The sequence below is a fragment of the Azospira restricta genome, from assembly GCF_016858125.1.
Taxonomy (GTDB): Bacteria; Pseudomonadota; Gammaproteobacteria; order Burkholderiales; family Rhodocyclaceae; genus Proximibacter; species Proximibacter restrictus.
Map to the genome: position 1 here is coordinate 188,585 of NZ_CP064781.1, position 19,479 is coordinate 208,063.

21 protein-coding genes are annotated in these 19,479 nt (G+C 69.1%); 15 read left to right on the forward strand and 6 right to left on the reverse strand.

The annotated features are described in order from the left end of the window. The first annotated feature begins 3 nt into the window (after positions 1-3). Positions 4-555, forward strand: a complete 552-nt coding sequence (locus tag IWH25_RS00855) for a YceI family protein (protein WP_203387472.1) — start codon at positions 4-6, stop codon at positions 553-555. Between the two features lie 35 nt (positions 556-590). Next, entirely contained in the window at positions 591-1,163 is a 573-nt protein-coding gene (locus IWH25_RS00860; RefSeq protein WP_203387473.1) for a YceI family protein, read from the forward strand. A 2-nt stretch (positions 1,164-1,165) separates the two neighbouring features. Here IWH25_RS00860 and IWH25_RS00865 read toward each other — a convergent pair whose 3' ends face one another. Further along, complete coding sequence (locus IWH25_RS00865) at positions 1,166-2,050, reverse strand: FHA domain-containing protein (protein WP_203387474.1); 885 nt, start codon at positions 2,048-2,050, stop codon at positions 1,166-1,168. A 199-nt stretch (positions 2,051-2,249) separates the two neighbouring features. On the opposite strand from IWH25_RS00865, the gene IWH25_RS00870 reads away from it, so the two are divergent. The 8 genes from IWH25_RS00870 to IWH25_RS00905 all read left to right on the forward strand — a co-directional run bounded on the left by IWH25_RS00870 (position 2,250) and on the right by IWH25_RS00905 (position 7,724). Next, positions 2,250-2,465: a DUF3820 family protein gene (locus tag IWH25_RS00870; RefSeq protein WP_203387475.1), complete on the forward strand. Its 216-nt coding sequence runs from the start codon at positions 2,250-2,252 to the stop codon at positions 2,463-2,465. Between the two features lie 13 nt (positions 2,466-2,478). Continuing rightward, positions 2,479-3,015, forward strand: coding sequence for a peptide deformylase (gene def, locus IWH25_RS00875; protein ID WP_203387476.1), 537 nt, complete (start codon positions 2,479-2,481; stop codon positions 3,013-3,015). Positions 3,016-3,179: 164 nt separating this feature from the next. Next, a complete protein-coding gene (locus tag IWH25_RS00880) occupies positions 3,180-3,905 on the forward strand; it encodes an alpha/beta hydrolase (RefSeq protein ID WP_203387477.1) in 726 nt (241 codons plus the stop codon). A 1-nt stretch (position 3,906) separates the two neighbouring features. Then, a complete protein-coding gene (locus tag IWH25_RS00885; RefSeq protein WP_203387478.1) occupies positions 3,907-4,506 on the forward strand; it encodes a 3'-5' exonuclease in 600 nt (199 codons plus the stop codon). Positions 4,507-4,575: 69 nt separating this feature from the next. After that, the gene (locus IWH25_RS00890; RefSeq protein WP_203387479.1) at positions 4,576-4,866 is read left to right on the forward strand and encodes a type II toxin-antitoxin system HicA family toxin; all 291 of its coding nucleotides are present in this window, start codon (positions 4,576-4,578) and stop codon (positions 4,864-4,866) included. A gap of 44 nt (positions 4,867-4,910) precedes the next feature. After that, positions 4,911-6,428: a hypothetical protein gene (locus IWH25_RS00895; protein WP_203387480.1), complete on the forward strand. Its 1,518-nt coding sequence runs from the start codon at positions 4,911-4,913 to the stop codon at positions 6,426-6,428. A 277-nt stretch (positions 6,429-6,705) separates the two neighbouring features. Next, a complete protein-coding gene (locus IWH25_RS00900) occupies positions 6,706-7,290 on the forward strand; it encodes a histidine phosphatase family protein (RefSeq protein WP_203387481.1) in 585 nt (194 codons plus the stop codon). Positions 7,291-7,481: 191 nt separating this feature from the next. Next, positions 7,482-7,724, forward strand: coding sequence for a cytochrome c-type biogenesis protein (locus IWH25_RS00905; RefSeq protein ID WP_203387482.1), 243 nt, complete (start codon positions 7,482-7,484; stop codon positions 7,722-7,724). Between the two features lie 40 nt (positions 7,725-7,764). Here the strand turns inward: IWH25_RS00905 and IWH25_RS00910 are convergent, their stop codons facing one another. Together IWH25_RS00910 and paaN are read right to left on the reverse strand one after the other, a co-directional pair. Further along, positions 7,765-9,267 carry a 3-hydroxyacyl-CoA dehydrogenase gene (locus IWH25_RS00910; RefSeq protein WP_203387483.1) on the reverse strand — a complete coding sequence of 501 codons (1,503 nt, stop codon included), beginning with the start codon at positions 9,265-9,267 and terminating at the stop codon, positions 7,765-7,767. Positions 9,268-9,269: 2 nt separating this feature from the next. Next, on the reverse strand, positions 9,270-10,931 hold the full coding sequence (gene paaN / locus IWH25_RS00915; RefSeq protein ID WP_203387484.1) for a phenylacetic acid degradation protein PaaN: 1,662 nt from the start codon (positions 10,929-10,931) through the stop codon (positions 9,270-9,272). 175 nt (positions 10,932-11,106) lie between these two features. On the opposite strand from paaN, the gene paaG reads away from it, so the two are divergent. From paaG to paaK, 4 genes are read left to right on the forward strand one after another with little or no spacing between them, the layout of a single operon-like run. Further along, a complete protein-coding gene (paaG, locus tag IWH25_RS00920; RefSeq protein ID WP_203387485.1) occupies positions 11,107-11,892 on the forward strand; it encodes a 2-(1,2-epoxy-1,2-dihydrophenyl)acetyl-CoA isomerase PaaG in 786 nt (261 codons plus the stop codon). Between the two features lie 11 nt (positions 11,893-11,903). Further along, positions 11,904-12,350, forward strand: coding sequence for a hydroxyphenylacetyl-CoA thioesterase PaaI (paaI, locus tag IWH25_RS00925; protein ID WP_203387486.1), 447 nt, complete (start codon positions 11,904-11,906; stop codon positions 12,348-12,350). Next, on the forward strand, positions 12,343-13,548 hold the full coding sequence (pcaF, locus tag IWH25_RS00930; protein ID WP_203387487.1) for a 3-oxoadipyl-CoA thiolase: 1,206 nt from the start codon (positions 12,343-12,345) through the stop codon (positions 13,546-13,548). The genes paaI and pcaF overlap by 8 nt, the downstream gene beginning before the upstream one ends. A gap of 41 nt (positions 13,549-13,589) precedes the next feature. Further along, positions 13,590-14,903, forward strand: a complete 1,314-nt coding sequence (gene paaK / locus IWH25_RS00935) for a phenylacetate--CoA ligase PaaK (RefSeq protein ID WP_203387488.1) — start codon at positions 13,590-13,592, stop codon at positions 14,901-14,903. 22 nt (positions 14,904-14,925) lie between these two features. Here paaK and IWH25_RS00940 read toward each other — a convergent pair whose 3' ends face one another. After that, complete coding sequence (locus IWH25_RS00940) at positions 14,926-15,342, reverse strand: BLUF domain-containing protein (protein WP_203387489.1); 417 nt, start codon at positions 15,340-15,342, stop codon at positions 14,926-14,928. 232 nt (positions 15,343-15,574) lie between these two features. Between IWH25_RS00940 and IWH25_RS00945 the strand changes: the two genes are divergently transcribed. Next, positions 15,575-17,209 (forward strand): methyl-accepting chemotaxis protein, encoded by a 1,635-nt coding sequence (locus IWH25_RS00945; RefSeq protein WP_203387490.1) that lies wholly within the window; start codon positions 15,575-15,577, stop codon positions 17,207-17,209. 28 nt (positions 17,210-17,237) lie between these two features. Here IWH25_RS00945 and IWH25_RS00950 read toward each other — a convergent pair whose 3' ends face one another. Together IWH25_RS00950 and IWH25_RS00955 are read right to left on the reverse strand one after the other, a co-directional pair. After that, positions 17,238-18,266 (reverse strand): 2Fe-2S iron-sulfur cluster-binding protein, encoded by a 1,029-nt coding sequence (locus IWH25_RS00950; RefSeq protein ID WP_203387491.1) that lies wholly within the window; start codon positions 18,264-18,266, stop codon positions 17,238-17,240. 175 nt (positions 18,267-18,441) lie between these two features. After that, entirely contained in the window at positions 18,442-19,464 is a 1,023-nt protein-coding gene (locus tag IWH25_RS00955) for a diiron oxygenase (RefSeq protein WP_203387492.1), read from the reverse strand. Positions 19,465-19,479: the final 15 nt, after the last annotated feature.

The window sequence follows — 19,479 nt, forward strand, 5'->3', positions numbered from 1 at the left end:
CCCATGATCCGCAAGACCCTCGCCGTCGCCCTCCTCGCCGCGACGCAGGCGAACGCCGTCGAATACAACCAGTTCCAGCCGGAGCGCAGCCAGATCGCATTCACCTCGAAGCAGATGGGGGTCGCCGTCGACGGCCGCTTCCGCAAGTTCGCGGCGACGCTCAGCTTCGACCCGGCCAGGCCGGCCGCCGCCAGCGCCCGCATCGACATCGAGCTGGCCAGCATCGACGCCGGCTCGAAGGACGCCGACGACGAGGTGGTCGGCAAGCAGTGGTTCAACACCAAGACCTTCCCCACCGCCAGCTTCGTCGCCGCCGGCGTCAAGCCGCTCGGCGGCGACCGCTACGAGGCGGTCGGCAAGATCAGCATCAAGGGCAGGTCCCAGGACGCGGTGCTGCCCTTCACCGTCAAGCAGGACGGCAGGACTGCCACCTTCGACGGCAGCCTGGTCATCAAGCGCCTCGATTTCGCGATCGGCGAAGGTCCGTGGGCCGACGTCGGCACGGTCGCCAACGAGGTCCAGGTCAAGTTCCGCATCGTCGCCGCCGCCAAGTAAGCCAACCCCAGTTCCCAACCCAAGGAGATACCCGCATGAAGAAAGCACTCGCCACCCTCGCCCTCGCCACTCTGGTCGCCGCGCCCGCGTTCGCCAGCACCGAGACCTACGTCGTCGACGGCACGCACACCTTCCCGCGCTTCGAGTACAACCACCTCGGCTACTCGTCGCAAGTGCAGCGCTTCACCAAGACCAGCGGCACGATCAGCTGGGACCGCGCGGCGAAGACGGCAGAGGTCGACATCACGATCGACGCCAAGTCGGTCGACACCGGCTACGCGCTGTTCAACCAGCACATCCAGGGCGCCGACTACTTCGACACCGAGAACCATCCGACCATCACCTTCAAGTCGACGGCGGTGAAGTTCGACGGCGACAAGCCGGTCAGCATCGACGGCAACCTGACGATCAAGGGCGTCACCCGCCCGGTGACGCTGGCGGTGACCTCGTTCCAGGCGATGCCGCACCCGATGCTGAAGAAGCCGGCGATCGGCGCCAACGCGGTGACCAAGGTCAAGCGCTCGGAATTCAACGCCGGCAAGAACGCGCCCTACGTCAGCGACGAGGTGACGATCTACATCCCGCTCGAGGCGATCCAGCAGCAGTAAGCCTACGGCGCGCCACCGGTGCGGAACTCGATGCTCTCCGTCCCGGCGGCCGCCAGCGGGCTGCCGAAGCCGATCCGGCCGCAGCCGTGCAGCGCCAGTTCGCGGCGATGCACGGCGTGTTCGCCGCCGCCCTCCGGCTGCACGAAACTGCCGTTGGTGCTCTGGTCGACGAGCACGAAGCTGCCGCCGCGCAGCTCGATCCGCGCATGCACGCGCGAGCAGCGTTCGCTCGTCAGGCGCAGGCCGCAGCTGGCGAGCCGGCCGATGGTCAGCAGCGGACGCGCGGCGTTCAGCTCGATCGTCGTGCCGCCGGCATGCACGAACAGCTGGCCGGGACCGGCGGCGCCGGCCGCCGGCAGCTTGCCGCGCGGCGGCACGAAGTGGCGCCAGTCGATCTCGAACACGCCGAGCCGGCGCTTGCCGCAGCTCAGCGACAGCTCGTCGCGCGCCAGCGCGCTGCGCGCGTTCCAGGCGAAGCCCTGCGCCCGCCGGGGGACGCTGACCAGCACGCGGCCCGCTTCGGCGAGGTCGGCCAGCCGGCAGGCGACGTTGTCGTCGCCCTCGAAGTAGCGGATTTCGTCGGCGGCATGGCCGACGCAGACGCCGACGCCGAGCGCCAGCGAGACGCCGGACAGCGGCGGCAAGGCGACGACGCGGCGCTGCATCTCGACCGCCGACTGCAGCGCATCCTCGGCATCGCCGAAATAGGCGACGATGCGCGTCGCCGACAGCCGCTGCAGCCGCCCGCGGAAGCCCTCGACCGCCTGCGCGATGCGCTTCTCGCAGCGCCCCAGCGCATGCGCCACCTCCGACGCGGCCAGCCTTTCGTCGAGTCTTTCCGCGCCGGACAGGTCGGCGCACAATATCGATAGGTTGCCTTCGTTCATCTTCTCACCTGCTGCGTGCGGTGCCCGTTCCCGACCCGGAGGCGGGCGCCGCCTGACATGACATGCAAATCTACCGCAAGCCGCGCGCATCCGGCCGCCAGGCCGCGACGGCGCATCGACAATTTACAAAGCGGACACAGGCGGGCGGACACCGCCATCCTACGCCGGCATCCGGCGGAACGGCAGCACCGGGGCGGCGATGAAAGCCGACGACCTGGAGCGCCTGGTGACGCTGGAAATGCCCTTCGGCAAGCACCAGGGGCGGCTCATCGCCGACCTGCCGGGCAACTACCTGAACTGGTTCGCGCGCGAGGGCTTCCCGCCGGGCGAGATCGGCCGCCTGCTGCAGCTGATGCAGGAGCTCGACCACAACGGCCTGCGCCCGCTGCTCGACCCGCTGCGGCGGCAACCCTGAGGAGGAGCCGAGCATGACCATCCGTACCATCCTGCGCATGGGCGACCCGCGGCTGCTCGAGATCGCCCGCCCGGTCGCCGACTTCGACACGCCGGCGCTGCACGCGCTGATCGACGACCTCTTCGACACGATGGCGGCGGCCGGCGGCGTCGGGCTGGCGGCGCCGCAGATCGGCGTCGGCCTGCAGGTGGTGGTCTTCGGCTTCGAAGCGAGCGCGCGCTACCCGGATGCCGAGGCGGTGCCGCAGACGATCCTGGTGAACCCGACGATCACGCCGCTCTCCGACGCCGAGGAGCTCGGCTGGGAAGGCTGCCTGTCGGTGCCCGGCCTGCGCGGCGAGGTGCCGCGCTACGCCGCCGTCCGCTACCGCGGCTGCGACCCGGCGGGGCGGCCGATCGACCGCAGCGTCAGCGGCTTCCACGCGCGCGTCGTGCAGCACGAGTGCGACCACCTGATCGGCAAGCTGTACCCGATGCGCATGCGCGACTTCACGCGCTTCGGCTTCACCGACGTGCTCTTCCCGGAGCTGGCGAACGCCGGCGGCGACTGAGCCAGGTGCGCCGGCACATGGCGAGGAAGCCCCCCGGGGCGACTGGGCGGCGCCGTCCCCGCGCCGTCCGCGGCGCGCGGATGAGACAATACCGGCTGCACCCGCAGGGCCGCCGCCGCGAATTTCGCGACCGCGCCCCCGCCCCCCCGGAAAGGACACCCCACATGACCGACCTGCTGCCGCGCATCGAGATCGAAACCGCCGCCGACCCGACCTGGGCGGTGATCTGGCTGCACGGCCTGGGCGCCGACGGCAGCGACTTCGTCCCGGTCGTTCCCGAACTCGGCCTGGACGCCGCGCCCGGCGTGCGCTTCGTCTTCCCGCACGCGCCGGCGATGCCGGTCACCTGCAACGGCGGCTACGTGATGCCGGCGTGGTACGACATCATTTCGCTCGAACCGCAGGCCCGGCGCGTCGACGAAGCCGGCATCCTGCGCTCGCGCGACGCGCTGCGCGCGCTGATCGCGCACGAGAACCGGCGCGGCATCCCGTGTTCGCGCATCTTCCTCGCCGGCTTCTCGCAGGGCGGCGCGGTCGCCTACCTGACGGCGCTGACGCACGACGAGCGGCTGGCCGGACTGATCGCGCTGTCCACCTACCTGCCGACGCCGCAGCGGGTGGTCGTCGAGGGCCGCGCCGCCAACGCCGGCATCCCGATCTTCGCCGCGCACGGAACGCTCGACGACGTCGTCTCGCCGGCGCTCGGCAGCGCCGCCCGCGACTTCCTCGCCGGCCGCGGCTACCGCCCCGAATGGCACGAATACCCGATGCCGCATTCGGTCTGCCTGGAAGAGATCGCCGACCTCGGCGCCTGGCTGCGCGCGCGGCTGGCAGGCGCCCGAGCAATGCGCGCGGCGCATTGCGAAGAAGTCCACCTGGGGAAGGCCTGAGATGCCCTCCGGAGTCGACCGCGCGGCGCTGGCAGCCGCCGAACTGCCGCCCTACCCCGGCATCGCGCTCGCCGACGTGACGCTGGTCGACAGCGCGGCGCGCGCCGAGGCGGCGCAGGCGGCGCTGCTCGCCGCCGACGCGGTCGGCTTCGACACCGAATCGAAGCCGACCTTCCTGAAGGGCGAAGTGTCCACCGGCCCGCACCTCGTCCAGCTCGCCACCGACGGCCACGTCTGGCTGTTCCCGACGGCGCTGCCGGCCGGTGTCGCCGCGCTGAAGGCGGTGCTCGAATCGCCGCGGGTGAAGAAGATCGGCTTCGGCCTCGGCAACGACCGCAGCGCACTGCAGGCGCGGCTCGGCGTCGCCATCGCCAACCTGCTCGACCTCGGCGAGGTGCTGCGCGGCCCAGGCCACCGCGGCACCGTCGGCGCCAAGATGGCGGTCGCCCACTTCTTCGGCCAGCGCCTGCAGAAATCGAAGAAGACCGGCACCAGCAACTGGGCCAGCCCGCGCCTGTCCGAGCGGCAGCTGCTGTACGCGGCGAACGACGCGCACGTCGCGCTGCGGGTGTACCGCGCCTGGGCAGCTCTACCCGGCTGAGCGGGGCTTCATCCGGCCATGCCGGAGGAGTATCGTTGAGCCATCGACATCGACAGCGGGAGAGCCGCCATGAGCCACAAGCACCGCAACGTCCTGCAGGCGATCTACCACGACCCGGTCAGCAGCAACATCCAGTGGCGCGAGATCGAATCGCTGCTGGCGCACCTCGGCGCCACCGTCGAGCCCGCGCACGGCGCCCGCTTCCGCATCCTGCTCAACCGCCGCGAGTTCTTCCTGCACCACCCGCACCACGGTAACGAGCTGTCGAAGCAGGAGGTGAAGCACCTGCGCGAATGCCTGGCCAGCGCCGGCGTCACGCTGTCGTCGTACGACGAGCAGCACGCCCGCGGCGAAGGTTAGGGCTGGCCGCAAGACGTCCTCGACCGCCCAGGGAAATCGCGTTCATGCCGCGAAGCTGGCGCTGGATTGTCGCGCTCTCGGTCGGCTGGCTTGTTTTTTCGACGACCTGTCAACTGTCTGCTGCCTGGCCATTTACAACCGACGACGCATTCATCACCTTGCGCTACGCCAGGCATCTCGCTCAAGGAGACGGCATCGTCTGGAACATTGGGGAATCCCCCGCGGTAGAAGGCTACTCGAACTTTCTCTACGTCCTTCTTGCCGCAGCTGCCATTGGCCTTGGCTACGACCCGGTCATAACTGTTAAAGCTACTGCCAGCCTATCGCTGGCAGCAGGCGCCGGGCTGTGCTATGCACTCGCTCGCATCTGGGCAGGCCCGGCTATAGCGCTGATTCCGGTGATTGTGCTCACGGCCTATCCCGGTACGTATTGGTGGACTGTCAGCGGACTCGAAACAGCGACCTATCAAATGCTGGTCATCGCTGCCATGCTGGCTTTCACCCGCGGGATTAGTGTGCAGGACACCCCATGGGCAGTTTCTTCCCAGGCGATGGCGTTAGCCGGCGGCCTCGTATTCCTGCTTGCACTGACACGACCGGAAGGTCCGCTGATTGGGATCGCTCTCGGTACAACGCTGCTGTCCGGCGTCGGCATCGGCCGTATCGAACGGCGAGCCGGCGTAAGGGGGGTTGTCTCATTCAGTGCGGCCTTCCTGGTCCCCTATCTCATCTATACGCTCTGGAAATGGCAGCATTTCGGTCGTCTCGTGCCAAATGCAGCATATTGCAAGATCGTGTATCCGGGCCCCTATGGACAGCTGGTCATGGACTTCGCATTCTTGGCATGGCCATTCGCAATCCTCGTCGCGCTCACGCTGCCGCGTCGATTTGACCTTCGTCTCCTGCCATTCCTGCTGTTGCCAGCACTCTACGCACTTGTTCTTTACCGTACCGACCCGATCATCGGCAATTGGAATCGCCATTTCCTGGCGGCATTCGCAGTGCTATTGGTCGCTGCAGCCGCGGGGATGCAACGGCTGGCTACGGCACTTCCCGGTGCTCGTCCGGCGTCAATCGAAGGGACAATGCTCATCGCCGCGCTCGCGCTAGCGATGCTGTCGTTCCATCCATCTCTCACCACCCTTGCTCACGACGCCGAAAGGTATGCACAACGGATGACAGCAAGGGCGACGCTCGCAGAATGGCTACACCGGGAGCTACCTGCTGGCGCCAGCTACCTGATTGGCGACGCAGGACTCGTCCCGTACCTGAACGACGCCCCTGTCATCGATGCATATTGCCTCAATAGCCGAGAGATGACTTCGCCACCAATCGCCATGAATAGCGAACGTTTCGTGACGGCAGCAATCCGGCGCAAGCCGGCAGCAATCATCGTTCCGAGCAACCAGCGTTTGCACCTGGATCCGCACACGATCTACCCCATCTTCACGCTGCTGATCAAGCACCCGGAGTTCCTGGAAAACTACGTGCACGCAACCACCTTGGGAGCCCCGGACGACACGTTTCAGTATTGGATTTTCCGTCTTCGCGGAAGTGGATAAACAACACACACAGACCTCGACAATTGTTGGTTCCGTTGCACCTCTGCGCGCAGCAGCAACCTTTACGGCCTGCCGGAACAGATCGAACGCCTATAGCGATGCAACAACCCGCGGCAGCAACTCCCGTGCGACAAGTCAACGTCTTGTGGAATTCGGATACCAGCGGCTCCTCGCTGGAAAGAGGCATTCAGCGTTTTGTCCCGGACGCGCGCAAGGCTGACCGAACCGGATCGTCGGCACGCGATCCAATCTCCCGTTGCCGACCATGCCGCCCGCCATGCCCCTTTCCCGAACGCGTCGATCGCTGTGCGCCCTGCTTGCCGGCGGCCTGCTCGCCGGCGCGGCGCCGGGGGGCGCCGCCGCTGCGCTGCCGCTCACCGAGCTCGCCAAGCCCGGCCGCGTGCTGATGCTGCGCCATGCGCTGGCGCCGGGAAACGGCGATCCGCCCGGCTTCGTGGCCGGCGACTGCGCGACGCAACGCAACCTCGACGCGACCGGCCGCGCGCAGGCGCGCGCGCTGGGCGGGCGCCTGCGCGCCGCCGGCATCGCCGGCGCGCAGGTCTATTCCAGCGAGTGGTGCCGCTGCCTGGAGACCGCCCGCCTGCTCGGCCTCGGCCCGGTGACGCCGCTGCCGGCGCTGAACTCGTTCTACGGGCAAGCGCAGGCGCGCGAGCGGATCATCGGCGAGCTGCGCGCCTTTCTCGCCCGGCTGCCGGTCGACGGACCGCCGGTGATCCTCGTCACCCACCAGCTCACGATCAACGCCTTCACCGACGCCGGCACGCCATCGGGCGGCGGCAGCATCTTCCAGCTCGACGGCAGCGGCACGCCGCGCCGGCTCGGCGACATCGCCGTCGACTGAGCGACGTACCCCTGGGAACGCCTTCACGATCCAGCGTGCCTCGTGAGGAAGTCCGCCTGGCGGGCGACCGAGACGCTTCCGACGCGTTCGGGAACTTCGCCGGCGCACGGGGAACCAAGGGCTTGCGGGACCGGACTCCGCAGCAACGGCCGCCGCCGAGAAGAAGCATCCCAACCCGAAGGAGAACCGCCATGTCAATGCGCAAACTGATCGCCGTCGTCGCCCTGCTCGCCAGCACCTCGGCCTTTGCCGCCCACTGTCCGATGGACATGAAGAAGATCGACGACACGCTCGCCAAGAACCCGACACTCAACGCCGAGCAGATGGCGGAAGTGAAGAAGCTGCGCGCCGAAGGCGAAACCCTGCACAAGGCCGGCAAGCACCAGGAATCGGTGGACACGCTGGCGAAGGCGATGAAGATCCTCGGCATCTAGCCGTCCCGGGGCGTCCGCAGCGACGCCCCGCCGCGCGGGTTCAGTCCCGCAGCGACATCCCCAGTTCCGCGCGCCGCACCAGCCACAGGCTCGGGCGGTAGCGCATGTCGCCGGTGCGCACCTGCAGCGCGCGCAGGATCGCCAGCACGCGCCCGGCGCCGAGCGCGTCGCCCCAGGCCAGCGGCCCTTGCGGGTAGCCCAGCCCCAGTTCGACCGCGCGGTCGAGGTCGGCCGGCGAGCAGACGCGCTGCTGCACGATCTCGCAGCCGATGTTGACGATCGTCGCCAGCGTGCGCTGGGCGACGAAGCCGGCACTGTCGTCGATCAGCGACGCCGGCACGCCATCGGCGGAAAACAGCGCCTGCGCCTGCGCGGCGACCGCCGGATCGGTCGCCGGCGAACGCATCAGCGTGCGCCGGCGGGCGAGCGGCAACAACGTATCCAGGCCGACCGTGCGCAGCGCGTCGAGGCCCTCGCCGGCGACGCAGGCACTGACGTCGCTGCCGAGCGGCGTGACCACGATCAGCGCCGACTCGCTCGGGCGGATGCCGCCCTCGACCCGCACACCGAGCTTGTGCAGCAACGCGCGTGCGGCGTCGGCGGCGTCCGGCTGCGCGTTGCCGACCCATACCGGGCCGGTCCACGCCGGCGCCGCCGGCAGGGCCGGCGCGGGGTTCGCGCCGCCGTCGTAGCGATAGAAGCCGCGCCCGCTCTTCCGGCCGAGCAGGCCGGCGGCGAGACGCTGCGCGGCGATCGGCGACGGCCGGTAGCGCGGGTCGTCGTAGTACTGGCGGTAGATCGACTCCATCACCGGATGCGAGACGTCGAGCCCGGTCAGGTCGAGCAGCTCGAACGGGCCGAGCTTGAAGCCGGCGGCGTCGCGCAGGATGGCGTCGATCGTCGCCACGTCGGCGACGCCGTCGCGCAGCATCGCCAGCGCCTCGGTGACGTAGCCGCGCCCGGCATGGTTGACGATGAAGCCGGGCGTGTCGGCGGCGCGCACCGGCGCATGCCCCCATTCGCCGGCGAGCGTCGCCAGCAGCTCGAGCGCGCGGTCGCCAGTGAGCGCGCCGGCGACGACCTCGACTACTTTCATCAGCGGCACCGGGTTGAAGAAGTGGAAGCCGGCGACGCGCGCCGGGTCCGCCGTACCCGCGGCGATCGCGGTGACGGACAGCGACGAGGTGTTGGTCGCCAGCACGCAGTCGGGCCGAACGATGTCGTCGAGCTGGCGGAACAGCGCACGCTTGGCGTCGAGGTTCTCGACGATGGCCTCGACGACGAGATCGGCAGCGGCCAGCGGCGGCAGTCCGTCGACCACCTCCAGCCGCCCCCCGGCGGCTGCGGCGGCCTCGGCGGAAAGCCGGCCCTTCTCGACCAGCCGGCCCCACTGCGCGACGACCGCCGTCCGCGCCTCGGCGGCGGCGCCATCACGCACATCGCAAAGCAGCACGCGGCAGCCGGCCTGCGCGGCGATCTGCGCGATGCCGCGGCCCATCGCGCCGGCGCCGACGACGCCGAGGGTAGTGGTCGGCGAGCGCATGCTCAGACGTGCCAACGCCGCTGCACGACGCGGAAGCGGTTGGCGACGAAGGCGGCGTCGGCGTACGACGCGTTCGCCGCCGGGTTGCCGCCGGTGCCGTGGTAGTCGGAGAAGGCCGCCGACTGGTTGACGAAGACGCCGCCGGTGAGGTTGATCGACAGCGCAACCTTGCCGCGCCAGGTGGCCTCGGTCATCGCGTCGATGACCTCCTGCTGCGTCGTATACAGGCCGACGGTCAGCGCGCCGCGTTCCTTCACCACGCGCTCGGAGAGCGCGATCGCAGCCGGCGTGTCGGCGACCCGGACGACGAAGGCGATCGGACCGAAGCGCTCCTCGCGCCACGCCGCCTCGTCGGCCGCGTCGCATTTCAGCAGCACCGGCGTGCGCACCTCGGCCTCCGGGAATTCCGGATGCGCGATCTGCCTCGACGCGAGCACGACCTCGCCCCACTGCGAGGCCTTCCCGATGCGCGCCAGCGTGTCCGGGCTCTGGATCGCACCGAGCACCGCGGTGGCCACCGCCGGGTCGGCGAGGAACTTGTCGATCGCGGCGCCGAGGTCGGCGGCGACCTGGTCGAACGGCACCTTGCCCTCCGGCGTGTCGATGCCGCCGGCCGGCACCAGGATCGCCTGCGTCGTCGTGCACATCTGGCCGGCGTAGAGCGACAGCGTGAACGCGAGGTTCCTGAGCATGCCCTTGTAGTTGTCGGTGCCGTCGATGACGATGTTGTTCACGCCGGCGAGCTCGGCGTAGACCTGTTTGCCGCGGCAATTGGCATACAGCCACTCGCCGAAGGCGTTGCCGCCGGTGAAGTCGATCGACGCGACGTCGGGATGCTTGGCCAGCGCCTGCGTCTCGGCCGGCTGGTCGGTGGCGAACAGCATCACCAGGTTCGGGTCGAGGCCGGCTTCGGCCAACACCTCGCGCGCGATGCGCACGCTGATCGCCGCCGGCAGGATCGCGTTGTGGTGCGGCTTGACGATCACCGCGTTGCCGGTCGCCAGCGCCGCGAACAGGCCGGGGTAGGTGTTCCAGGTCGGGAAGGTGCCGCAGCCGACGACCAGCGCGACGCCGCGGCCGACCACCTCGAAGCGCTTTTCCATCACCAGCGGCGGGTTCTTGCCCTGCGGCTTCTCCCAGTGCGCCGCGGCCGGCACCTCGGCCTGCGCCTGGTACGCATAGGCCACCGCCTCCAGCCCGCGGTCCTGCGCGTGCGGGCCGCCGGCCTGGAAGGCCATCATCCAGCCCTGGCCGGTGGTCATCATCACCGCGGTGGCGATCTCGAAGCTCCTTTTGTTCAGCCGCTCGAGAATCTCCAGGCAGACGCCGGCGCGGCCCTCCGCCCCGATCCGCTGCCAGGCGGGCATCGCCTTGAGGCCGGCGGCGACCAGCGCGTCGGGGTCGCACTTCGGGTAGGCGACGGCGAGCGGCACGCCGTAGGGCGAGGTCTCGCTCGCCACCGTGCCGCGCCGGCCCGGCTGGTCGAGCGCGAATTCCTTGCCGAGGCAGGCGTCGAAGGCGGCCTTGCCGTCGGCCTGCGCGGTCTCGCCGTAGGTCTTCGGGCTCGGCATCTCGGGGTAGGCCGACCAGTAGCCGCGCGTGCGGATGGCGTTCAGCGCGCCGTCGAGGGTCGCGCGGTGCTTGTCGAACAGGGGATGCGTCATGGTCATTTCTCCTCGGGGCCGGGGTGGCTTGCGGCCGGTTGAATTTGTTTTTGTCAAACTAATTTGCTGTGCCATAATCAAACCACCAATCGCCGACCATGGCAAGTGGCTCGCCATTGGACAACCGCCATTGGGACAACCAATTGGACGACAAGACCCGACGGAGATTCGATCCATGTCCGAACAAAGCATTCTCTATGCGCTGGAGGACGGCGTCGCGCAGATCACGCTGAACCGCCCGGACCGCCTGAACAGCTTCAACACCGAGATGCACCTGGAACTGCGCGGCGCGCTCGACCGCGCCGCGCGCGAGGCGCGCGCCGTGCTGCTGACCGGCGCCGGGCGCGGCTTCTGCGCCGGCCAGGACCTGTCCGACCGCAGCGTTGCCGCCAGCAGCGCGCCGCCGAACCTCGGCGAGTCGGTCGAGACCTGGTACAAGCCGCTGGTGCTGCAGCTCAAGCAGCTGGAGATGCCGGTCGTCTGCGCGGTGAACGGCGTCGCCGCCGGCGCCGGCGCCAGCCTCGCGCTGGCCTGCGACATCGTGCTCGCGGCGCGCTCGGCCAGCTTCATCCAGGCCTTCTGCAAGATCGGCCTGATCCCGGATACCGGCGGCACCTGGTTCCTGCCGCGGCTGGTCGGCGACGCGCGGGCGCTGGGGCTGGCGCTGACCGGCGACAAGCTGCCGGCGGAGAAGGCCGAAGCCTGGGGAATGATCTGGAAGTGCGTGGACGACGCGCAGCTGATGGACGAGGCGCGCACGCTGGCGAAAGGCTTCGCCGCCGGCCCGACGCGCGGCTTCGCGCGCACCAAGCAGGCGCTGCGCGCCTCGTGGAGCAACCCGCTCGACGACCAGCTGACGATCGAGCGCGATTTCATGGACGAGCTCGGCCGCAGCCACGACTACCGCGAAGGCGTCGCCGCCTTCATGGAAAAGCGCGCGCCGCGCTTCACCGGCAAATGAGCGGGGCGACGATGACGCTCTCGCCGCAGCAGGTCGCCGAACGCTGCGCCGCGGCGATGTGGCCCGACGACCGGGCGGCGCAGGGCCTCGGCATTTCACTGGTGCGCGTCGCCCCGGGCGAGGCGGTGGCACGGATGACGGTGCGCGAGGACATGGTCAACGGCCACGACATCTGCCACGGCGGCTTCATCTTCGCGCTCGCCGACTCGGCCTTCGCCTACGCCTGCAACACCTTCAATGTGCGCACCGTCGCCTCCGGCGTCGATATCAACTTCATCGCGCCGGCGCACAAGGGGCAGACGCTGACCGCGCACGGCCACGCACGGCACCAGGGCGGCCGCAGCGGGGTCTACGACATCGAGGTGAAGAACGAGCAGGACGAGCTGATCGCCGTCTTCCGCGGCCGCTCGACCCGGATCAAGGGGCATTTCTTCGACGAAGGAGAAGCGCATGCGTGAGGCCTTCATCTGCGACGCCGTCCGCACGCCGATCGGCCGCTACGGCGGCACTCTCGCTTCGGTGCGCGCCGACGACCTCGGTGCGCTGCCGATCCGGGCGCTGGTCGAGCGCAACCCCGGTGTTGACTGGGCGGCCGTCGACGACGTGATCTACGGCTGTGCCAACCAGGCCGGCGAGGACAACCGCAACGTCGCGCGCATGGCGGCGCTGCTCGCCGGGCTGCCGGTCGAGGCGCCGGGGACGACGATCAACCGGCTGTGCGGCTCAGGCATGGATGCGGTCGGCACCGCGGCGCGCGCGATCCGCTGCGGCGAGGCCGAGCTGGTGATCGCCGGCGGCGTCGAATCGATGAGCCGCGCGCCGTTCGTGATGCCCAAGGCCGAGAGCGCGTTCTCGCGCAGCAACGCGGTGTACGACACGACGATCGGCTGGCGCTTCGTCAACAAGTTGCTGAAGGCGCAGTACGGCATCGATTCGATGCCGGAGACGGCCGACAACGTCGCCGCCGAGTTCGGCGTCGCGCGCGCCGACCAGGACGCCTTCGCGCTGCGCAGCCAGCAGCGCTGGGCGGCGGCGAACGCGGCCGGCTTCTTCAAGGGCGAGATCGTGCCGGTGACGCTGGCGCAGAAGAAAGGCGAAGCGTTCGTCTTCGATACCGACGAGCATCCGCGACCGGACGTGACGATCGAGCAGCTGGCGAAGCTGAAGGGCGTGAACGGCCCCGAACTGTCGGTCACCGCCGGCAACGCCTCCGGCGTGAACGACGGCGCCTGCGCGCTGATCGTCGCCTCGGCGGAGGCCGTGAAGCGCTTCGGCCTCGTGCCGCGCGCGCGTGTCGTCGGCATGGCGACCGCCGGCGTGCCGCCGCGCATCATGGGCATCGGCCCGGCGCCGGCGACGCGGAAGCTGCTGGCGCGCTGCGGCCTCTCGCTGGCGCAGATGGACACCATCGAACTGAACGAGGCCTTCGCCGCGCAGGGGCTCGCCGTGCTGCGCCAGCTCGGCCTCGCCGACGACGACCCGCGCGTGAACCCGAACGGCGGCGCGATCGCCATTGGCCACCCGCTCGGCATGAGCGGCGCGCGGCTGGTGACGACCGCGATCAACCAGTTGCACCGCACGCAAGGGCGCTACGGCCTGGCGACGATGTGCATCGGCGTCGGCCAGGGCATCGCAATGATCGTAGAGCGCGTTTAAGCGCCGCAATTGCATCCACGAAGACAGCGAGGAGACAAACCATGCTGCAAGCCATCCCCAACGGAGCCAAGCTCGACCCCATCGAAACCGCCAGCCGCGACGAGATCGCCGCGCTGCAGCTGGAACGGCTGAAATGGTCGCTCAAGCACGCCTATGACAACGTGCCGCACTACAAGGCGAAGTTCGACGCCGCCGGCGTACACCCCGACGAGCTGAAGTCGCTCGCCGACCTCGCCAGATTCCCGTTCACGACGAAGCAGGACCTGCGCGCCAACTACCCCTTCGGCATGTTCGCCGTGCCGCGCGAGAAGCTCGCCCGCGTGCACGCCTCGTCCGGCACCACCGGCAAGCCGACCGTCGTCGGCTACACGCTGAACGACATCGACCACTGGGCCAACCTCGTCGCGCGCTCGATCCGTGCCGCCGGCGGCAAGCCCGGCGACCTCGTGCACGTCGCCTACGGCTACGGCCTCTTTACCGGCGGCCTCGGCGCGCACTACGGCGCCGAGCGGCTCGGCTGCGCGGTGATCCCGATGTCGGGCGGGCAGACCGAGAAGCAGGTGCAGCTGATCCAGGACTTCCAGCCGGACATCATCATGGTCACGCCTTCCTACATGCTGGCGATCGCCGACGAGTTCGAGCGGCAGGGGCTGAATCCGGCCGACTGCTCGCTGCGCCTCGGCATCCACGGTGCCGAGCCGTGGACCGAGCAGATGCGGCAGGAGATCGAGCGCCGGATGGGCATCGACGCCGTCGACATCTACGGCCTCTCGGAAGTGATGGGCCCCGGCGTCGCCAACGAGTGCGTCGAGACGAAGGACGGCCCGACGATCTGGGAGGACCACTTCTACCCCGAGATCATCGACCCCTCGACCGGCGAGGTGCTGCCCGACGGCAGCGAGGGCGAGTTGGTATTCACCTCGCTGACCAAGGAAGCCTTCCCGGTGATCCGCTACCGCACGCGCGACCTGACCCGGCTGCTGCTGCCGACGGCGCGCTCGTTCCGGCGCATGGGCAAGATCACCGGCCGCTCCGACGACATGCTGATCATCCGCGGCGTGAACGTCTTCCCGTCGCAGGTCGAGGAACTGGTGCTGCAGGAGGAGAAGCTCGCCCCGCACTACATGCTGGAGGTGACGCGCGAGGGGCGGATGGACGAGCTCGCGGTGCTCGTCGAGCTGAAGCCGAATTTCGCGCACATCGGCGCCGCACAGCAGGCGGAGGTGGCGAAGCACCTCGCGCACCGCATCAAGACGCTGATCGGCGTCTCCGCCGCGATCCGCATCCAGGAGACCGGCGGCATCGAGCGCTCGGTCGGCAAGGCCCGGCGGGTGATCGACAAGCGGCCGAAGTAGCCGCCGACGGCAGCGCGCGGCCTCAGCCCAGCGCGGCCCAGAAATCCTGCAGCACGCCCTTGGCGGCGCTCAACCGCAGCGGCCGGCCGTCGGCGCCGATGCCGCGCGACAGGCGCAGCCAGGTCGGCGCGTCGACCCTGCGGTAGGCCATCGACCAGTCGACGAACTCGCGCGGCAGCCCGAGCTCCTTCTGCACGGTGATCACCGTGTGGTGGCGCGGGTCGCGCTGGATGCGCGCGTACAGCGCGGCGACCTCGCTTTCCGGCCCCTCCAGCAGCTGCATGAAGTTGCCGTCGCCGTAGAGCAGCAGGCCGGTAATGCCGCGCCAGGCGTTGTGCTCGCGCGCCGCGCGCAGCAGTTGTTCCAGTTCGTCGTCGGCGAGCAGACGGGTCGCCGAACTGACATAGATGATCGACAGCAGCGCTTCGTCGTTGCTCATCACATTCCTCCCGGCCGCGACCGCGGCATACCGTGCGCATCATTTTGGCCCACTTTCCCGCCACCGCGCACCACGCCGGTGAATCACACAGTCCCGACACAATCCGCGGCCGAGCCCGTGCTGCCGGTAGCCAACATTTCACATTTCGGTAGCACGCCCCTACCTATAATCGCAGGCACGGATCGTGCAACGCAATCCGCGATAACAACACGAATACACAGGGATAACAGACGTGAAAATCAACCTACCCGTCACCGACGTGGAGACACTGCTCCCGGAAGGTGAGTTCATCTATTCGCGCACCGACCTGAAAGGGATCACCGAGGAGGCCAACGAGGCCTTCTGCCAGGTGAGCGGCTTCAGCCGCGAGGAGCTGGTGGGCAGGAACCACAACATCGTCCGCCACCCCGACGTGCCGCCGGCGGCCTTCGAGGACCTCTGGCGCGACCTGAAGAACGGCCGTCCGTGGCGCGGCATCGTCAAGAACCGGCGCAAGGACGGCGGCTTCTACTGGGTCGTCGCCAACGTCTCGCCGGTGCGCGAGAACGGGCAGGTAGTCGGCTACCAGTCGGTGCGCAGCCGGCCGACGCGCGAGGAAATCGAAGCCGCCGAGGCCGCCTACAAACGCGTGCGCGAAGGCGACACCTCGCTTTACGTCGAGCACGGCCGCGTCGTCAAGCGGCGGCCGGCCTGGGTCAACGCGCTGTTCAGCCTGCGCGCGCAGATGTCGCTGGCCGGGCTGGCCGGCGTCGCTGCCTCGGCGCTGCTGCTGCTCGGCAGCGCCGCCGGCGTCGCGCTGCCGGCGAGCGCCGTCGCCGCCTTCGCGACGCTGACCCTGCTCGGCTCGCTGTTCTTCCTGGTCGCCTATGCGCCGGGGGTCAACCGCGACCTCGACGCGACCTCGGAGTGGCTCGAGCGCGTGCTGCGCACCGGCGACCTGCGCCAGCGCTTCGACCTCTCGCGCCGCGACGTGGTCGGCGGCATCGCGCGCAAGACGGACAAGTTCGTCTCCAGCATCCAGGCCGTGCTGCAGGGCATCGGCGACGTCGCCGGCCAGGTCGACTACGCGACCGGTGAGGTGAACGCGGGGGTCAAGGACGTGCACAAGGCGGCCGAGGAGCAGAGCCGCGCGACCTCGGCCGCGGCCGCCGCCGCCGAGCAGGTGACGGTATCGATCGGCGAGGTCGCGGCCAACGCGCAGGAGACGCGCAGCGCGGCCGAGCAGGCGGGAACGACCGCGCAGAGCGGCGCCCGCGTGACCAGCGAGGCGACGGCGACGATCCGCACGCTGGCCGACACCGTGCAGCGTTCGGCCGAGCACGTCGAATCACTCGGCGCGCGCTCCGAGGAGATCAGCCGCATCGCCGGCGTCATCAAGGAGATCGCCGACCAGACCAACCTGCTGGCGCTGAACGCGGCGATCGAGGCGGCGCGCGCCGGCGAGCAGGGACGCGGCTTTGCGGTCGTCGCCGACGAGGTCAGGAAGCTCGCCGAACGCACCAGCAAGGCGACGCAGGAAATCAGCGGCATGATCCAGACCATCCAGGACGAGACCGGCACTGCGGTCGGCGGCATGCGCGACGGCGCCCGCCACGTCGCCAGCGGTGTCGAGCTGGTCGGCGAGACCGAGAGCGCGCTGCGCCGGATCAACGACGAGATGGCGCAGACGGTGCGCATGGTGTCCGACATCACGCACGCGTCGCGGGAGCAGCAGGCGGCGATGACCGAGCTGGGCAGGGACCTCGAGCAGGTGGCGACGATGACCGAGCAGAACGTCGCTGCCGTCGAACAGACGACGGCGATGGTCGACTACCTCGAGAACGTCGTCCAGCGCATGCGCAAGGCCGTGCACCAGTACGGCATCTGACTCCCGCGCGGCCGGCGTCCGCCGGCCGCTAACCGGCGACGGCGATCGGGTCCTGCGCGAAGAAACCCTCGGTGTGGATCAGCCCGTCCTGCGCACCGAGCGCCTTCGCCGCGGCGACGCAGGCGTCGACGAACTCCGGGCTGCCGGCGGCGAACACGCTGTGCGCCGAGAGGTCGGGAAAGAGCTTCGGCAGGATCTCCGGCACGCGCCCGTGCTGCAGCCCCGGCGCCTGCTCGCGCGTCAGCGTCGGGATGAAGCGGAAGTTGCGGTATTTCATCTGCCAGTAGGCCATCAGCCCCGAGTCGTAGACGTCGTCCTTGGTCCGCGCCGAGAAGACCAGCGCCACCGGCGCCGCATAGCCGCGGCGCAGCGCCGCGTCGGCCAGCGACAGGATCGGCGCCAGCCCGGAACCGGCGGCGAGGCACAGCACCGGCGTATTCACCGCCGGATCACCGATGAAGGTGCCGTACGGCCCGGACAGGCGGACCAGGTCGCCGACCTTCAGCTCGTCGTGGATCCAGACGCTGGTCGCACCGTCGTCGGCCTTCGCCACCTGCAGCACGATCGCGCCGTCCGCGCGCGGCGCGTTGGCGATCGAGTACGAGCGGTCGGGAATGCCGACGCGGCCGCCGCCGAGCTGCACGTACTGCCCCGGCCAGAAGCGCAGCGGCTGGCCGAGCGGCATCAGCGTCAGCTCGACGATGCGCGGCGTGCGCATGACCTTGTCGGTGACGACGAAGCTGACGTTCTCGCGCGGCGCGAACAGCTTCGGCTTGGCGTCCTCGGTGCCCCATTCGATGACCAGATCCTCGGACAGCGGCTTGGCCATGCACATCAGGCCGTAGCCCTGCTTGCGCTCGTCCTGCGACAGCGCCATGTCGAGCACCATGCCCTGGTCGAACTGGCCCTCGCGCACGCGCACCTTGCACTCGCCGCAGGCGCCGGCGCGGCAGTTGTTCGGCAGCGCATAGCCGGCCTTCTCCAGCGCATGCAGCACGGTGTCGCCGTCGGCGCAGTCGACCTCGCGGCCGGAGGGGTAGAGGCGGATTTTTTTCATGATGGCACTCGGTCGGGGTTGGGGCGGTTTTCTTTTCGGCAGTTCAGCGCAACGAACGGTTCCCGGGCGAAAAAGTAGCGCCGTCAGGCAAGGCGCGCGACCGCGCCGTGTGCAAATCGCACACAAGCGGGCGCGCAACGCAGCATGACGGCGCGCACTTTCGCCCCGGCGCCGATCAGAAGACCGGGATGATATCTTCCATATGGATGTCCAGGATTTCCTCGCCGGTGATGCCGACCTCCGGGATCGCCGGGAACGGGATGCCGTACTTGTCGAGCACGCCCTTGAGATTCAGCATCGCGTTCTTCCAGTTCTCCTTCTTCGCCTCGTACTCGGGGATGAAGAAACCGGCCGAGCGGGCCACCGTCTCGATCTCGCGCTGCGCCGGGATGAAGTCCTCGGCGATGTCCCAGAACTCGATCGGCGGCTCGAACAGCACGCCGGAGAGGAACAGGTAGCCGGCGCGAATCTGCTTGGTGATCATCGGCTTGTCCTCGGCGGCCATCTTCGGATAGTCGCGCTCCATCATCGTCATGCAGATCGCCATGTGCCGGCCCTCGTCGCGGCCGATCATGCGGAAGGCTTCCTTGAACACCGGCTCGGTGCAACCGGCGGCCATCTGGTGGAAGATCGTCGCGGCGGCGATCTCGCCCATCAGGAACGACGAGAAGAGCACGGCCAGGCTGTACTTCGGCACCGCCTGCTTGTAGCCCTCCCAGTAACGGCCGCCGTTGAAGTACAGCCACTGCACGTTCTTCTTCGCCTTCTTGCCGATCTCGGTCTTCGGCTCGTACTCGAGGTAGGACGGCGCGTCCAGCAGCTTGGTGATGGCCATGCCGCACATCTGCTCGTGGTTCTGCTCATCGCGCGTCACCGAGAAGAAGCAGCGGCGCACCGGGTCCTCCTCGTGCGCCTCGTAGGTCTTGATCAGCGCGGCGGCGAAGACCGGCGGCGCCGAGGCGTCGAACACCGACAGGATCGACCACCAGTAGGCGATCGCCTCGCGCTGCTCCCAGCTGTACCGGCTGACGTCGAAGGTGTCCCAGGGCAGCTTCTTCGGATCCCAGTACTCGCGCTGCGAGGCGTCCCAGATCTCCTCCATGCGCTTCGTCTTGCTCGTCCAGTTGAGCGGGTAGACGTTCGGCTGCGCGGTTTCCGGCGGCAGCTCCATCAGGTGCGCGAATTTTTCCTTGGCCATGCGTTGTCTCCTCGG

Coding starts and splice junctions, on each gene's coding strand:
- IWH25_RS00855 (WP_203387472.1), top strand. CDS start 4: ATGATCCGCAAGACCCTCGCCGTCGCCCTCCTCGCCGCGACGCAGGCG.
- IWH25_RS00860 (WP_203387473.1), top strand. CDS start 591: ATGAAGAAAGCACTCGCCACCCTCGCCCTCGCCACTCTGGTCGCCGCG.
- IWH25_RS00865 (WP_203387474.1), bottom strand. CDS start 2,050: ATGAACGAAGGCAACCTATCGATATTGTGCGCCGACCTGTCCGGCGCG.
- IWH25_RS00870 (WP_203387475.1), top strand. CDS start 2,250: ATGAAAGCCGACGACCTGGAGCGCCTGGTGACGCTGGAAATGCCCTTC.
- def (WP_203387476.1), top strand. CDS start 2,479: ATGACCATCCGTACCATCCTGCGCATGGGCGACCCGCGGCTGCTCGAG.
- IWH25_RS00880 (WP_203387477.1), top strand. CDS start 3,180: ATGACCGACCTGCTGCCGCGCATCGAGATCGAAACCGCCGCCGACCCG.
- IWH25_RS00885 (WP_203387478.1), top strand. CDS start 3,907: ATGCCCTCCGGAGTCGACCGCGCGGCGCTGGCAGCCGCCGAACTGCCG.
- IWH25_RS00890 (WP_203387479.1), top strand. CDS start 4,576: ATGAGCCACAAGCACCGCAACGTCCTGCAGGCGATCTACCACGACCCG.
- IWH25_RS00895 (WP_203387480.1), top strand. CDS start 4,911: ATGCCGCGAAGCTGGCGCTGGATTGTCGCGCTCTCGGTCGGCTGGCTT.
- IWH25_RS00900 (WP_203387481.1), top strand. CDS start 6,706: ATGCCCCTTTCCCGAACGCGTCGATCGCTGTGCGCCCTGCTTGCCGGC.
- IWH25_RS00905 (WP_203387482.1), top strand. CDS start 7,482: ATGTCAATGCGCAAACTGATCGCCGTCGTCGCCCTGCTCGCCAGCACC.
- IWH25_RS00910 (WP_203387483.1), bottom strand. CDS start 9,267: ATGCGCTCGCCGACCACTACCCTCGGCGTCGTCGGCGCCGGCGCGATG.
- paaN (WP_203387484.1), bottom strand. CDS start 10,931: ATGACGCATCCCCTGTTCGACAAGCACCGCGCGACCCTCGACGGCGCG.
- paaG (WP_203387485.1), top strand. CDS start 11,107: ATGTCCGAACAAAGCATTCTCTATGCGCTGGAGGACGGCGTCGCGCAG.
- paaI (WP_203387486.1), top strand. CDS start 11,904: ATGACGCTCTCGCCGCAGCAGGTCGCCGAACGCTGCGCCGCGGCGATG.
- pcaF (WP_203387487.1), top strand. CDS start 12,343: ATGCGTGAGGCCTTCATCTGCGACGCCGTCCGCACGCCGATCGGCCGC.
- paaK (WP_203387488.1), top strand. CDS start 13,590: ATGCTGCAAGCCATCCCCAACGGAGCCAAGCTCGACCCCATCGAAACC.
- IWH25_RS00940 (WP_203387489.1), bottom strand. CDS start 15,342: ATGAGCAACGACGAAGCGCTGCTGTCGATCATCTATGTCAGTTCGGCG.
- IWH25_RS00950 (WP_203387491.1), bottom strand. CDS start 18,266: ATGAAAAAAATCCGCCTCTACCCCTCCGGCCGCGAGGTCGACTGCGCC.
- IWH25_RS00955 (WP_203387492.1), bottom strand. CDS start 19,464: ATGGCCAAGGAAAAATTCGCGCACCTGATGGAGCTGCCGCCGGAAACC.